Source organism: Synechococcus sp. CS-1328 (assembly GCF_025128095.1).
Classification (GTDB): Bacteria; Cyanobacteriota; Cyanobacteriia; order PCC-6307; family Cyanobiaceae; genus CBW1002.
Window position 1 is genome coordinate 397,280 of sequence record NZ_JAHLYT010000071.1, and the last position, 12,938, is coordinate 410,217.

Genomic DNA, 12,938 nt, shown 5'->3' on the forward strand with positions numbered 1-12,938 from the left:
TTCAGGGCTGGATCTGGGGGAGATGCAGCAGGTCGGGGTGCAGAGACGAGAGGTGAAGCACGGACTGGCGTCCGAGCCATAGGCCCAGACCCACCATCACCAGCCCGGCCAGCCGCTCCAGCTGATGGGCCGGCATCACACTGGCCAGCCAGCGGCCCAGCACCACCCCCACCAGGCTGGAGCTGATCAGTGCCAGGGAGGCCCCGATGAACACCACCACCGGCTGACCGGACTGGGCCGACAACAGAAGGGCGGCCAGCTGGGTCTTGTCCCCCAGCTCCGCCAGAAAGACGGTGGTGGCAGTGGTGAGGAAGGCAGCTCCCCAGCTGCCGGCGTGGCTGGTGTCGCTGCCGGAGGTGCTGCTCATGGCCGTTGGCGAATGGCGCGCCGGAATCGCTTCATCACCCTGCCACGGCCGCCGTATTCACTGCGGATCTGCTGCTTGCAACAGGCGATGGCCAGCGCATCAGCCTCGTCGGCCACGGCACCGAACAGGCCCATGAGGTTCTCGACCCTGCAGAAATCAGGCCGGTCCTGGTAGATGCTGCAGCGACGGCCACCGGTGTCGTAGTGGATGCACCAGCCGTCTTCCCCCACCATGGCCAAGTAGGTGCTGCGCTGCTCGTCGCTGAGCGCCGCGATTGCGTCCTCTCGCAGGCTGGGATCGAGCCGGCAGCAGGCGCCGCAGGAGGCGATGCACTGCCAGTGTTCCGGCTTGCTCATCGAGACGTGGGGTGGTGAGGGTGTGGTGCCACAACTCAGCATGGCGGAGCACGGCAAGTCGCGGCACCTCAAGCCGCAGCACTGCAAGTCGCAGCACGACCAGCAGCGACCCCGCCAGACGGTGGGCGAACAGCCCACGCGTCGGCGGCAGTGACATCGCTTCACAATCGAGGCTCAGGGTCAGGACTTGTCCCAGGCGCTCCGTAGAGTGCCGAGCAAATCCTCAACCGGCTTGACCAGTCATGGGCATTGATTTCCACCTGATTGCGAACTTCGCCGCCCTGGCTCTGATCACCATTGCCGGACCGGCGGTGATCTTTATCCTCTTTTATCGTCGCGGCGCACTCTGAAAAAAAGTGCGCACAACGGATCAGATCCATTGATCAGAGACATTCCCCCGAGCCAAGAATGTCTCGATCGCCTAGAATATGAATTGATTATAAAATAGTATCAGCAATGCGCTGGTTTCAAAATCATTCGAGTCAACACATTTGCCTGCCAACATGGCAATCCATCAACTGCCGGCAGATTGAACTTCTTAGCGAAACGCCACATCTCTATCACTAACAAGCTATTCGAGTCATCTCACACTTTTAGCATGAGCTTGATTCCAGCTTGATTTAGGTTGTAGCAAGATTTGAGTTACTGCGCGATTGAAGTCGTCGCGTAATTACAATTTTGTCGTGATGGTTGGCGTGGCTTCCGCTCTCCGATCCAACCCTTGATTTCTGCCTAATTGTTGAGCGCAAACCCCAGGAATTGATCCGTGGGCATTGGCCTGACAAGTCCATATCCCTGCAGCATGTCGCATCCATAGTCGACCACCAGTTGGGCGGTTTCCATGTTTTCCACTCCCTCCGCCGTCACCGAGATGCGCAGCGAGTGGCCCATGTCCACCACCAATTTCATCAGACAGCGTGCGTCCTCATAGTCCAGGCTTGGAATCACCAGACCACGATCCTGCTTGATGCCCGTGGGTTTGACGGACATCAGACTGATCACGAAGGTGCGTCCTGTGCCGAAGACGTCCAGCTCGTGGGGAAAGAACTCACCTGTAGGGAGAGACCGTTGCTGGTCTCCAGCGTGACGTTCTGAAGACCTCGACCCCGCTACACCAGCTCGCCAGCAAGACGGCCGCCTCACCAGTGAAGAGCTGTTCGGGCAGGCTCTCCAACAGCTCCGGCAGGCTCAGCCCAAACAGGGATGCACAGTTCAACGATCTGCACCTCAGCTGACGCAACATTGATTCTCGGCGAAGCATCACGTCGAACCTTCGGCGGGTGGGTTCGGATCGTGCTGATCCAGGGCCGCCAGCGCGTGATACACCGGCAATTTCAAAAGGATCCGCCCTGCATAAGCCCCCAAGGCCCCTGCCAGCAGCAGGCCGGCCAGGAGCTGCTGATCCCCCGCCATGTGCAGGGCGAAGAGCATGCTCATCACGGGCAACTGGGTGGCGCCGGCCAGGGCCGCCACCATGCCGAGGGCCAGGCCCACGTGGGGATCGCCACCGAACCACTCGATCACCCCGGAGCCGTAGACGGCCCCCAGGGTGAAGGCCGGATCAATCAGCCCGCCTGGCACACCCGCCGCCAGCGGGATGATCGGGGCCAGAATCCTCAGCACCAACAGCCCCAGCCACTGCCAGCCGGTGGTCACGGGCTGTTGATCATCGATCATCCGTGTCATCAGGCGCTCGCCATCACCACCGCTGAGGCCGCCGCTGACCAGCAGCATCAGGCTGATCAGCAGCCCCAGCCCCAGCCCCCAGAGCCAGGGGTGGTGGAGCACCCGAACGCGCAGCTGCCGCGCTGTCGCCAGCAGCAACCAGGCGAACAGCCCCCCCAGCAGGCCGGCTGACAGGCCGATCGGCACCGCCCAGAGCAGAAGTTCGGTCTCGGGGGTGGCATTGGCCACCACGCCGAGTCCGTAGATGGGTTCGCCGCCCCAGTGGCTCACAAGGGCGGCGGCAGCACACACCATCAATCCCGGCCAGATCAGGGCCGCCTGGAAGCGGCCGGTGAGCTCCTCGGCCATGAACACCACCCCCATCAGAGGGCTGTTGAAGCCACCCGCCAGGCCGGCTCCGGCCGCGATCGCCAGCACGCCACCGGGCACCAGGCCCCGCAGCAGAGAGGGAAAGCGCCGCCGCAGAGCATGGGCCACGCTGGCACCCACCTGCACCACCGGACCTTCCCGTCCCAGCGAGAACAGGGCGAGGCTGGCGATCGTCCAGAGCAGGGAGCGCCGCCAGGTGGGCGTGGCCGCCAGCAGCACCTCCCGCCGCTCAGGGTCATGCAGGCTTTCCATCGTCTGTGGGATGCCCGATCCGCGGCCGTCCTTCCAGGGGCCCGCCTGCAGCACCAGCAGCAGGGGCATCACCACCAGGGGCGCCAGCGCCAACGCAAGACTGGGGGCCGACCAGGCACCTCCGCCGAAACCGGGCAGCCTCTCCAGCAGGCGATCCTGCCAGCGGTCCACCAGGTTCAGGGGCCAGCAGGCGGCCCCCACCATCAGGCCGAGAAAGCCCAGGTCGAGCAGGTGGCGGCCAAGATGCTGGATCTGGGCACGGGGGGTCGGGCGCACCATCAGGCCACCAGTCCCAGGGCCATCGCCGCCTCCTGGACCAGGGTGCGCAGGTACGGATGCTCGGGCCGGCTGCAGCCGCTGTCGCCGTCGGTGAGGCGACCATCGGGAAGTGACAGCAGCTTCTCCCCGGCGGCATTGCAGATCAACACCGCCTCCCCCTGGCGGCGACACCGGTAGGTGCGGTGCGCTCGTTGCAGCAGCACCTCCTCGGCACCGCTGGGTCGCAGCGCCACCAACTCCAGCTGCAACCGTTCGCTGCCCTGCCAACGGTTGTTACGAAGCTGGAAGGCCACATCCAACCGCGGCGGCACCACAGCCTCGCCCTGCCAGCGCCAGGCGATCGCCCGCAGGGCCGCCTCCCCCTGGCGCAGCTCCAGTTCGAGATGGCCACCGCGCAGCAACTTCTGGCTGCTCACCTGGCAGTCCGCGGCCCAGAACACCGGAGCGGCATGTCCGATCCCGAAGGGCTCGAGCCGCTGCAGTTGGCGCCAGAACGGCCGGTCGATCCGCTCCAGGCGCAGCAGCGCATCCGGCTCCACCAGCGGACCTCCGGACTGTCCCCCCAGCCAGGCGGCGGCGAGGCCATCGAGCCGTTCGTGCAGGGCTGCCACCCGTTCAGCCAGCACCGTGAAGCCACCGGCGGCGGGATGGCCGCCATGGCGCTCCAGCAGATCGGTGCACTCCTGCAGGGCCCTGTCCACGGCGAAACCACGCGGGGCCCGCACCGAGGCCCTCAACCGGCCATTCCCCTCGCCGGCCAGCAGGGCCACCGGGCGTCCATAGCGCTCCACCAGGCGCGAGGCGACGATGCCGATCACCCCGTGGTGCCAATGGCTCTGGGCCAGCAGCAGGAAGCGGCTGCCATGGGGTCCATCGGCGTCGACCAGGGCAATGGCCTCGGCCTCGATCGCGCCGCAGAGTTCGCGCCGCTGGCGGTTGAGGGCTTCGCAGTCGCGCGCCAGCTCCAGGGCTCGCTCGGGGTCGTCGGTGGTGAGCAGCTCCACCACCAGCTCGGGATCGCCGAGGCGCCCCACCGCATTGATCCGCGGAGCCAGCTGGAAGCCGACTACCTGGGCGTCCACAGCATCGTCCTCCAGGCCGGCCACCCGCTGCAGGGCCTGCAGCCCCGCCAGCCGGCTGCGGCGCAGCTGCGGCAGACCGTCCAGCAACCAGCGGCGGTTCACCCCCAGCAGGGGGGCCATGTCGGCAATGGTGCCGATGCAGAACAGATCGCGGGCGGCGTCCAGGCCCTGGCGGCTGCCCAGCTGCTGGCTGAGGGCCATGGCCAGCACGTAGGCCAGTCCAACCCCGGCCAGGCCACGGAAGGGGGACTCGGGCGGCGTGCAGGCCGGATGGAGCAGGGCCAGGTACGGCGGCCGCTGCTCAGGAATCGTGTGGTGGTCGGTGAGGATCACCTCCACGGCCAGCTCGCGGGCGCGATCGAGGGCCTCCGCGGCGGCGATGCCGTTGTCCACCGTCACCAGCAGGGCGATGCCCTCGCCGGCCAGCCGTTCCACCATGGCGGCGTTGAGGCCGTAGCCATCGTCCTGGCGGCTCGGAATCGCGGCCACCGGCCGGGCACCGAGGCGCTGCAGCACCCCCACCAGCAGGGCCGTGCTGGTCATGCCATCGGCGTCGTAATCGCCGCAGATCGCCAACCGTTCACCCTCGCGGCAGGCACGCTCCAGCCGCTGCACCGCCACGGCCAGATCGGCGAAATGGGCGTGGGGATCGGGCGCTGCCGGCGGATCGAGCAGGGCCTCGATCGCGGCGGCACTCTCGAGGCCGCGGCGACGCAACACCGCCAGCAGCTCGGCTGGCAACGCCTGGCCATCCAGCGAGGGCGAAAGATCGCCTGCCGGCAAGGGCGGCGGTAGCTGCCAGCGTTGCTCGGGACGCTCAGGGAGCAACGGTGCGGGGCGAAGGCTCCCCATTCTGCGGCGTTGCCGCAGGCCTGGCAGCCTGAGGGAAGACGTTGCCAGCCTGTCGATGCCACTGGAGGCCTTGCTCTGGGATGTGGACGGCACCATCGCTGAAACCGAGCGGGATGGACACCGGCCGGCCTTCAACGCGGCTTTTGCGGAGGCGGGCCTGCCCTGGCGCTGGGATGTGGACACCTACGGTCACCTGTTGGCGATCAGCGGTGGCCACGAGCGGATCGGCGCGTTCCTCACCGAGGTGGAGGGCGTCGCGCCGGACCCGGAGCGGGTGCAGGCGCTGCAACGCCGCAAGCAGCAGCACTACAGCCGCCTGCTGGGCGAGGGGCGGGTGGAGCTGCGACCCGGGGTGGTGCGGTTGTTGCGGCAGGCGGCGGCTGCGGGGCTGGCCCAGGCGATCGTAACCACCAGCGGGCGGGAGGCGGTGGTAGCTCTGATGGCGGCGCAGCTGCCTGAGGCGGTGAGTCTGCTTCCGGTGTGGATCTGCGGAGGCGACGTGACCCGCAAGAAACCCGACCCCGAGGCCTACCGGCTCGGCTGCGAGCGGCTGGGGGTGGCGCCCGGCCGCAGCCTCGCCCTCGAGGATTCCGCCAACGGCCTGCGGGCCGCCTGCGGAGCGGGGCTCACCTGCCTGATCAGCCGCAGCGCCTTCAGCGCGGCCGAGCCAGCCCAGTCCTTCGCCGAGGCCGCCGCTGTGGTGGATCACCTCGGTGAGGCGGGGCATCCCAACCGGATCGAGCGGGGGCCGGCTTGCGCGCAGGGGCAGATCACGCTCTCCTATCTGCAATCGTTGCTGGACCCGGCCTGAATCCGGCACGCCCATGACCCGTCTTCCCCTCAGCCAGACCCGCTGGCAACAGGCGCAGGACAGCTGGCTGCGGCAGCTGCGCGGTGCGGTGGCGGGGGGCTGGCGGGTGCGCAGCCTGGCCCTGCTGGCCCTGCTGATCGGCTTTTACCTGGGCCAGAACCTCACCTCCCTGCTCCTGCAGGAGGCCCCAGGGGGGAGGCCCATGGTGGTGCTGGTTTGTGTGCTGGGGATCGAGCTGCTGGTGCGGCTCCGCACCCGATGGGTCCGGCAGGAGCCGCCCCTGATCTGGGTTCTGGTTGACAACCTGCGGATGGGTGGGGTGTACGCCGTGGTGCTGGAGGCGTTCAAGCTGGGGTCGTGAGTCGCGTCGTGACCGATGGCACCGTGATCTGTTCTGGGATGACCGATTCGGAGATGAACGATTCGGGGGTGAAGGAATCCGCCGCTCCGATCTGGTTACCGGAACCGGCCAGGCTGTTTCCGGAACAGCCCTACAGAGACCTGCTGGCCATCAGCGGAGTCAGCGAGCCGGTCAACTGGGTGCAGGAGTGGAAGACCCAACTGACGCACCTGAGCCCAGCGCCGACTGCCCATCCATCGCTGCTCTGGGGCGGCTGGCTGCCGCTGCTGGAGCGCTGCCGCCAGCTGGTCGACAGCGGCGAGCGCCATGTGCTCGGCCTCAATGGCCCGATCGGCGCCGGCAAGAGCACCCTGCTGGCCCTGATCACACGCCTCGCCCGGCAGCTGGACCTGCCGATCGCGGTGGGATCGATCGACGACTTTTATCTGCCTTGGGCGGAGCGGAAGCAGGCCATGGCCGGCAATCCCTTTGGTGTGCTGCGCGGCCCACCCGGCAGCCACGATCCCGCCCTGGCCCAGGCCGCCATCGCCCATTGGCGCCGGGGCGGAACGCTGGTGCTGCCCCGCTTCGATAAACGGCTGCGGCAGGGGGAGGGAGATCGCTGCGGCCAGTGGCAAGGTGATCCGCAACTGCTCCTGCTCGACGGCTGGCTGCTGGGCTGCCGGGAGTTACCGGAGGCCAAGATGCAGCCCCTTCTTTCCAGCGAGAGTTTCGCGGCCGAAAAAAAATCCGCTGAAAAGCAGAGCGCATCGGCTGAACAATTGAAACCGATCAGTCCCATTCATCCAGAGCTGAGTGCCGAGGAACGGGCCTGGCTGCCGATCTGGAATCGCCATCTCAAGGCCTATCGGCCCCTCTGGCAGGAGCTGAGCGCTCTGTGGCAACTGCGCCCCCAGCACTGGAGCCTGGCGCGCCGCTGGCGCTTTCAGGCCGAGGCCAGACAACGCCGTCTGGGTGGATCGGCGTTACCCATGGACCGTCTGGAGGGGTTGGTGCGCTCCTGCCTCTGCAGCTTGCCGCCCAACTGCTACCAGAACCTGTCCGCTGAAGCGGTGATCCTGCTGGACGCCAGACGCCGCTGCCTCTGGAGCGGGCCCGGCCCTAGGGCCGGGGTCAAGCCTCAGTCTTCGCTGGTGTCGTCGTCGGCCACGGGGTAGACGAAGCCCTGGGCACGGCCACTCAACACGGCCTTGCCGATCGAGAGGGCCTTCTGGGCGGCCACAACGGCCTTGCCCTTCCAGGTGGCATGGCGCTGGTTGCGCTTGCCCTTGGAGGTTTTCTTCTTGGGAACAGCCATCCCTGAGTTTCCTTAGCAGCCAAACAAAGATCTTCCGTGGTCAACTTGCCTTTCGTCAAATCGCTAAGCTCGTCTTCAGAACGAAGATCCCGTGAGCGCCAGCCCTTCAACGGCCTCCCCGACCGGGGATCCCCAGTCCAAACCGAGCCAGGCTGCCGCCACTGGCGCAGAGGCTCCCGCCAAAGGCACCGCAGAGGCCTCTGCAGGTGCTTCGAATGCTGGCAAGAGCTCTGGCCGCCCCGCCGAGCTGAGCTACAGCCAGCTGCTGCGGGATCTGGACAAGGGCCTGGTCAAAGAACTGGAGCTGTCGCCACGCCAGCGCGAGGTGATCGTCACCTTCAAGGACGGCCGCAAGGAGTCGGTGGCGGTGTTCAGCAACGACCAGATGTTGCTGCGCGCCGCTGAGGAGGCGCGCGTGCCGCTCACTGTCCGCGACGACCGTAAGGACGAAGCTGCAGCTGGTCTGCTGGGCAATGTGCTCCTGGTGGTGCTGCTGCTCACCGGCCTGAGCCTGTTGATTCGCCGCTCCGCCTCGGCGGCCAACAAAGCCATGGGCTTCGGCCGCAGCCAGCCGCGGTTGCAGGAAGACGGCGCCGTGACGGTGCGCTTCGAAGACGTGGCTGGCATCGGCGAAGCCAAGGAGGAGCTGCAGGAGGTGGTGACCTTCCTGCAGTCGCCGGAGCGCTTTACCAGCCTTGGCGCCAAGATCCCGAAAGGGGTGTTGCTGGTGGGACCTCCCGGCACCGGCAAGACACTGCTGGCCAAGGCGATCGCCGGCGAAGCCGGTGTGCCCTTCTTCTCGATGGCGGCCTCTGAATTCGTCGAATTGTTCGTGGGCGTCGGTGCCAGCCGCGTGCGCGATCTGTTCCGCAAAGCCAAGGCCAAGGCGCCCTGCATCATTTTCATCGACGAGATCGATGCGGTCGGGCGTCAGCGCGGCGCCGGCATCGGTGGCGGTAATGACGAGCGCGAGCAGACGCTCAACCAGCTGCTCACCGAGATGGACGGCTTCGAGGAAAACTCTGGCGTGATCCTGTTGGCGGCCACCAACCGTCCGGATGTGCTCGATTCCGCCTTGATGCGGCCCGGCCGGTTCGATCGCCGTATCAGCGTGGACCTGCCGGACCGACGCGGCCGCGAGGCCATCCTGGCGGTCCATGCCCGCAGCCGGCCCCTCGGGCCCGAGGTGAGCCTCAGGATCTGGGCTAGCCGCACCCCTGGCTTTTCCGGCGCCGACCTGGCCAACCTGCTCAACGAGGCCGCGATCCTCACCGCCCGCAGACAGCAGACCGTTCTCGACGATGCCGCCCTCTCCGATGCACTCGAGAGGATCACCATGGGGCTGACGGTGGCGCCCCTGCAGGACGGAGCCAAGAAACGCCTGATCGCCTACCACGAGGTGGGCCATGCCCTGCTCACCACGCTGGTGCCCCATGCCGACAAGCTCGACAAGGTGACCCTGCTGCCGCGGGCTGGTGGTGTGGGCGGTTTTGCCCGCATGATGCCGGACGAGGACATCCTCGATTCCGGCCTGATCACCAAGGCCTATCTGCAGGCTCGCCTGGTGGTGGCCCTGGGCGGCAGGGCTGCCGAAATTGTCGTGTTCGGGGCCAGCGAGGTGACCCAGGGTGCGAGTGGAGATCTGCTGCTGGTCAGCCGGATCTGCCGCGAAATGGTCACCCGCTATGGCTTCTCCAGCCTCGGCCCGGTGGCCTTGGAGGGTGATGGCGCCGAAGTGTTCCTCGGCCGTGATCTGATCCACACCCGCCCCGGCTATGCCGATCGCACCGGTCGCGAGATTGATCTGCGGGTGCGCACCCTGGCCCAGGAGGCGCTTGATCAGGCGGTGTCACTGCTGCAGACACGTCGCCCCCTGCTCGACGACCTGGTGGATCGTCTGGTGGAGGAAGAAACCCTGCAGGGTGACGACTTCCGCCGGATCGTCGAGGCCTACGAGTCAGCCTCTTCGGCCAGTGTCAGCGAGCCAACCGACTCAGTGGCGGGAGACCTTGGAGCCTCAGTCTCTTCAGCCTGCAGGATCTGATCCGCCAAGCCTGGTCAGCGCGGACTGTTTATCTCGGACTGCTCAGCCCACGGTGGGCGGAGTGCCTTCGGGCAACGGTGTGAGCGTGGCGCCGAAGCACCAGTAATCGCCACTCTTTTCGGCCACGATGTAGTGCTCCGACACCACCTCGGCGCCGGAGCTGCAGACCGTGCGCAAACGCAGGGGATGGTTGAGCACCTTCGATTCTTCCGTGACCTGAAAGCGGGAAAAGCCGAGGTGATGGGAGAGTTTGAACGCATCCGGCAGGATCACACTGAGCGGCTTGGCGACCAGGTCGGCCTGATCCCAGCCATAAACCTGCTCAAAGCTGTCGTTCACCTCGAGGATCAGCCCCTGGTGATCGGCCAGGATGAAAGGCTGACCTGTGTGCCGCAACTGCTCAATGCTGGTCAGAGTGTCGTTCAAGGAGCGGAAAAGCGGATATCGAGGCTGCGCAGGTAAGTGTGCAGCCCCGCATCCTGAATCGGCAGCAACCGTGCCACCCCGCCACTTTCATTGACGTGGGCATGCCAGTGGCCAGGAGGCGTCACGAAGGCGCCACCCGGTTGCCAGTCAATCCGATGGGGGCGCAGGATCGTGCCATCCTCGCCAAGTTCGGTGCCCACCAGGGTGTAGCAGCCGGGGTCACAGTCGATGATCAGATCCAGGGCCACCGACTGATGGCGGTGAGCCGGTTGCACCGCTCCGGCTGGCACCACACCCACCATCGCCCAGAGGGTATGGCTCACGGTGCGGCTGGCGGGGAAGGCCGCATGCGCCAGCAACAGGCTGAGGCGATTGGCGCGGGCTGCGCTGGGATCGTTCAGCAGCTGCTGCAGCTCCCGCTCCAGCCGCTCTGCTGGAAAGTGGCAGGGGGAAAACCGTGCTGTTGTTGGCGCCACACCGAGATAGGCGAGCAGGGGGGCGTCATGCACCCAGTAGAGAACGCTGTCAGCCTCGGCCTGCAGCAGCGGATCCACGCCCGCCGGCAGGATGAACAGATCACCACGGCTCCAGCACAGGCTGAGAGCGGGTTCGCCCTCCTGCTCCGGGCGCTCCAGCTGGCCGCTGCCCCGCAGTACGTAGAACAGGGAGCTGGTGGCGATCGCAGCAGCCTTGAGGCCGTCGCCGGCCTTCAACCGCAGAAAGTGTGCCGCCAGGGCCGGGGATGTGGCCGGACCAGGCACACCAAGCTCAGCGCTGAGATCGAGGGGCAGGATCGCGGTGGGGCCATCGGCATGGATGGAGGGATCCCACTGCCTGTAGGGGATCGGCTCGGTCAGCCCCGGGCGAACCGGGTTGGCCGCTTGGCGATAGTCGTAGAGAAGGGCGTCGTCCTGCCAGGCGTGGCTTGGGCTCTGGGGGCGCGATTCGCTGCCTGGACCTCGAAGAGTGGTTTCCATCGGCTGAAGGGAACGCAGGAAGAACGGCACGATGGGCCTGGGATCACCCTATTGAGCATCCAGCCGGCCTGAGGCGCGGTGGCCGGGGACACCAACAGACGGGCCGGTCAGCCGCCCGCCACGGCCGGCACGATGCTGACTTCGTCGCCGTCCTTGAGCGGGGTGGTCTGGTTGTCGAGGAAGCGGATGTCTTCGCTGTTGACGTAGACGTTCAGAAAGCGGCGCAACTTGCCGTTCTCGTCACACAGGCGGGCCAGGATGCCGGGGAAATGGCCTTCGAGGGCCTGAAGCAACTCGTCAACACTGGTGGCATCCAGATCAACGCTGGCAGCATTGCTGGTGAACTTCTGCAGGGGGGTGGGGATCAGAACCTGAATCGCCATGGAGGAAAGAAAGAAGGAAGGAGACGAGGGAAGTGCTGATCAGCCGATGGTGTCCCAGTCGGCCCGGTGCAGGGCCTGGGCCCGCTCCCAGGCCCTGTTGAAGCTGTCCAGCTGGGCTTCGATCAGGAAGGGTTCACCGATGGCGGAGGCAATGGCCTCGGTGGTCTTGAGGCCATTGCCGGTGATGTAGGCCACGGTGGTTTCATTGGGGTCGATCTTGCCCTGCTCCACCAGCTTCTTGAGCACGGCAATGGTGGTGCCTCCGGCCGTTTCGGTGAACACCCCCTCGGTTTCGGCCAGCAGCTTGATGCCATCGACGATCTCCTCGTCGTTGACCGCAGCGATGTTGCCACCGGTCTTGTTGGCGATGTCGATGGCATAGGGACCATCGGCGGGGTTGCCGATGGCGATCGATTTGGCGATGGTATTGGGCTTCACCGGGGTGATGAAGTCGCGACCTTCGGCGAAGGCCTGGGCGATCGGTGAGCAGCCTTCGGCCTGGGCACCGCTGAAGCGCACCGGCTTCTCGTCCACCAGGCCCACCTTGATGAATTCATCAAAACCCTTGCGGATCTTGGTGAACAGGGAACCGGAGGCCAGGGGAGCCACGATGTGGTCAGGAAGTTGCCAGCCGAGCTGTTCGATCACCTCGTAGCCGAGGGTCTTGGAGCCTTCCGAGTAGTAGGGACGCAGATTGATATTCACAAACCCCCAGCCATAGGTGTTGGCCACCTCGGAGCAGAGGCGGTTCACCTGGTCGTAGTTGCCCTTCACCGCCATCAGGGTGGGGTTGTAGATCAGGGTGCCCAGCACCTTGCCAAGCTCCAGATCACTGGGAATGAACACACAGCATTCCAGGCCGGCGTGGGCGGCAATGGCGGCGGTGGAGTTGGCCAGGTTGCCGGTGGAGGCACAGCTCACCGTGGTGAAGCCCAGTTCACGAGCGCGGGTGAGCGCCACCGACACCACCCGATCCTTGAACGAGAGCGTCGGCATGTTGACGCCGTCGTTCTTGATGTAGAGGTTCTTGAGGCCGAGCCGGCGGGCCAGGCGGTTGGCCTTGAGCAGGGGCGTGAAGCCGGTGCCCACATCGATCGGGTCGCCTTCGATCGGCAGAAACTCGCGATAGCGCCAGATCGAGGTGGGGCCGGCCTCGATCGTGGCGCGGCTGACGCGGGCGCGAATGGCGTCGTAGTCGTACACCACTTCCAGCGGTCCGAAGCAGACGTCTTCGCAGACATGGCGGGCGGTGGCCTCATAGGCATGGCCGCATTCCTTGCAGCGCAGCCCCGTGAAGGTGGGCCCGGTCAGGGTGGAGTGGGAGAGGGTGACCGTCACGGCTACGACTGAAGCTGCAGAGAGGCTATCAGCGGTTTCCAGAAGCCTGTATCAATCC

Annotated in this window: 16 protein-coding genes; 6 read left to right on the plus strand and 10 right to left on the minus strand. The window is 66.1% G+C overall.

What is annotated here, in order from left to right:
• Position 1: 1 nt before the first annotated feature.
• A complete protein-coding gene (locus tag KQ310_RS15195; RefSeq protein ID WP_259722539.1) occupies positions 2 to 367 on the minus strand; it encodes a TMEM165/GDT1 family protein in 366 nt (121 codons plus the stop codon).
• Entirely contained in the window at positions 364 to 723 is a 360-nt protein-coding gene (locus tag KQ310_RS15200) for a YkgJ family cysteine cluster protein (RefSeq protein WP_259722540.1), read from the minus strand. Before KQ310_RS15200 ends, KQ310_RS15195 begins: the two co-directional genes overlap by 4 nt.
• On the opposite strand from KQ310_RS15200, the gene KQ310_RS15205 reads away from it, so the two are divergent.
• Both KQ310_RS15205 and psb30 read left to right on the plus strand, forming a co-directional pair.
• Positions 716 to 877, plus strand: coding sequence for a hypothetical protein (locus tag KQ310_RS15205; RefSeq protein ID WP_259722541.1), 162 nt, complete (start codon positions 716 to 718; stop codon positions 875 to 877). The two genes, KQ310_RS15200 and KQ310_RS15205, sit on opposite strands and share 8 nt — an antisense overlap.
• An 88-nt stretch (positions 878 to 965) precedes the next feature.
• The gene (psb30, locus tag KQ310_RS15210) at positions 966 to 1,073 is read left to right on the plus strand and encodes a photosystem II reaction center protein Ycf12/Psb30 (protein ID WP_197156052.1); all 108 of its coding nucleotides are present in this window, start codon (positions 966 to 968) and stop codon (positions 1,071 to 1,073) included.
• A gap of 382 nt (positions 1,074 to 1,455) precedes the next feature.
• On the opposite strand, the gene KQ310_RS15215 is transcribed toward psb30, so the two are convergent.
• From KQ310_RS15215 to recJ, 3 genes are all read right to left on the minus strand, one after another.
• Positions 1,456 to 1,866 (minus strand): EAL domain-containing protein, encoded by a 411-nt coding sequence (locus tag KQ310_RS15215; RefSeq protein ID WP_259722542.1) that lies wholly within the window; start codon positions 1,864 to 1,866, stop codon positions 1,456 to 1,458.
• A gap of 117 nt (positions 1,867 to 1,983) precedes the next feature.
• Positions 1,984 to 3,309, minus strand: coding sequence for a chloride channel protein (locus KQ310_RS15220; RefSeq protein ID WP_259722543.1), 1,326 nt, complete (start codon positions 3,307 to 3,309; stop codon positions 1,984 to 1,986).
• On the minus strand, positions 3,309 to 5,243 hold the full coding sequence (gene recJ, locus KQ310_RS15225) for a single-stranded-DNA-specific exonuclease RecJ (RefSeq protein WP_399238598.1): 1,935 nt from the start codon (positions 5,241 to 5,243) through the stop codon (positions 3,309 to 3,311). Before recJ ends, KQ310_RS15220 begins: the two co-directional genes overlap by 1 nt.
• A 55-nt stretch (positions 5,244 to 5,298) precedes the next feature.
• Here recJ and KQ310_RS15230 point away from each other — a divergent pair, with 55 nt between their 5' ends.
• From KQ310_RS15230 to KQ310_RS15240, 3 genes are read left to right on the plus strand one after another with little or no spacing between them, the layout of a single operon-like run.
• The gene (locus KQ310_RS15230) at positions 5,299 to 6,054 is read left to right on the plus strand and encodes an HAD-IA family hydrolase (protein ID WP_259722545.1); all 756 of its coding nucleotides are present in this window, start codon (positions 5,299 to 5,301) and stop codon (positions 6,052 to 6,054) included.
• A gap of 13 nt (positions 6,055 to 6,067) precedes the next feature.
• Positions 6,068 to 6,415, plus strand: coding sequence for a DUF565 domain-containing protein (locus tag KQ310_RS15235; RefSeq protein ID WP_259722546.1), 348 nt, complete (start codon positions 6,068 to 6,070; stop codon positions 6,413 to 6,415).
• Positions 6,416 to 6,453: 38 nt separating this feature from the next.
• Positions 6,454 to 7,572 carry a hypothetical protein gene (locus tag KQ310_RS15240; RefSeq protein WP_259722547.1) on the plus strand — a complete coding sequence of 373 codons (1,119 nt, stop codon included), beginning with the start codon at positions 6,454 to 6,456 and terminating at the stop codon, positions 7,570 to 7,572.
• Here KQ310_RS15240 and rpmF read toward each other — a convergent pair.
• Positions 7,536 to 7,712, minus strand: a complete 177-nt coding sequence (rpmF, locus tag KQ310_RS15245) for a 50S ribosomal protein L32 (RefSeq protein ID WP_259722548.1) — start codon at positions 7,710 to 7,712, stop codon at positions 7,536 to 7,538. The two genes, KQ310_RS15240 and rpmF, sit on opposite strands and share 37 nt — an antisense overlap.
• A 247-nt stretch (positions 7,713 to 7,959) precedes the next feature.
• On the opposite strand from rpmF, the gene ftsH reads away from it, so the two are divergent.
• Positions 7,960 to 9,756 (plus strand): ATP-dependent zinc metalloprotease FtsH, encoded by a 1,797-nt coding sequence (ftsH, locus tag KQ310_RS15250; RefSeq protein ID WP_399238643.1) that lies wholly within the window; start codon positions 7,960 to 7,962, stop codon positions 9,754 to 9,756.
• Positions 9,757 to 9,798: 42 nt separating this feature from the next.
• Here ftsH and KQ310_RS15255 read toward each other — a convergent pair whose 3' ends face one another.
• The 4 genes from KQ310_RS15255 to thrC form a co-directional block, all read right to left on the minus strand.
• Positions 9,799 to 10,182: a PAS domain S-box protein gene (locus KQ310_RS15255; RefSeq protein WP_259722550.1), complete on the minus strand. Its 384-nt coding sequence runs from the start codon at positions 10,180 to 10,182 to the stop codon at positions 9,799 to 9,801.
• Entirely contained in the window at positions 10,179 to 11,159 is a 981-nt protein-coding gene (locus tag KQ310_RS15260) for a cupin (protein ID WP_259722551.1), read from the minus strand. The genes KQ310_RS15255 and KQ310_RS15260 overlap by 4 nt, the downstream gene beginning before the upstream one ends.
• A gap of 107 nt (positions 11,160 to 11,266) precedes the next feature.
• A complete protein-coding gene (locus tag KQ310_RS15265) occupies positions 11,267 to 11,542 on the minus strand; it encodes a MoaD/ThiS family protein (protein WP_259722552.1) in 276 nt (91 codons plus the stop codon).
• Between the two features lie 39 nt (positions 11,543 to 11,581).
• A complete protein-coding gene (gene thrC / locus KQ310_RS15270; protein ID WP_259722553.1) occupies positions 11,582 to 12,880 on the minus strand; it encodes a threonine synthase in 1,299 nt (432 codons plus the stop codon).
• Positions 12,881 to 12,938: the final 58 nt, after the last annotated feature.

What these genes read in the sequence shown, in the direction of transcription:
- recJ (WP_399238598.1), bottom strand. Translation starts at nt 5,243, where the DNA reads ATGGGGAGCCTTCGCCCCGCACCGTTGCTCCCTGAGCGTCCCGAGCAA.
- KQ310_RS15260 (WP_259722551.1), bottom strand. Translation starts at nt 11,159, where the DNA reads ATGGAAACCACTCTTCGAGGTCCAGGCAGCGAATCGCGCCCCCAGAGC.
- KQ310_RS15235 (WP_259722546.1), top strand. Translation starts at nt 6,068, where the DNA reads ATGACCCGTCTTCCCCTCAGCCAGACCCGCTGGCAACAGGCGCAGGAC.
- KQ310_RS15240 (WP_259722547.1), top strand. Translation starts at nt 6,454, where the DNA reads ATGACCGATTCGGAGATGAACGATTCGGGGGTGAAGGAATCCGCCGCT.
- KQ310_RS15200 (WP_259722540.1), bottom strand. Translation starts at nt 723, where the DNA reads ATGAGCAAGCCGGAACACTGGCAGTGCATCGCCTCCTGCGGCGCCTGC.
- KQ310_RS15220 (WP_259722543.1), bottom strand. Translation starts at nt 3,309, where the DNA reads ATGGTGCGCCCGACCCCCCGTGCCCAGATCCAGCATCTTGGCCGCCAC.
- KQ310_RS15230 (WP_259722545.1), top strand. Translation starts at nt 5,299, where the DNA reads ATGCCACTGGAGGCCTTGCTCTGGGATGTGGACGGCACCATCGCTGAA.
- rpmF (WP_259722548.1), bottom strand. Translation starts at nt 7,712, where the DNA reads ATGGCTGTTCCCAAGAAGAAAACCTCCAAGGGCAAGCGCAACCAGCGC.
- psb30 (WP_197156052.1), top strand. Translation starts at nt 966, where the DNA reads ATGGGCATTGATTTCCACCTGATTGCGAACTTCGCCGCCCTGGCTCTG.
- KQ310_RS15195 (WP_259722539.1), bottom strand. Translation starts at nt 367, where the DNA reads ATGAGCAGCACCTCCGGCAGCGACACCAGCCACGCCGGCAGCTGGGGA.
- KQ310_RS15265 (WP_259722552.1), bottom strand. Translation starts at nt 11,542, where the DNA reads ATGGCGATTCAGGTTCTGATCCCCACCCCCCTGCAGAAGTTCACCAGC.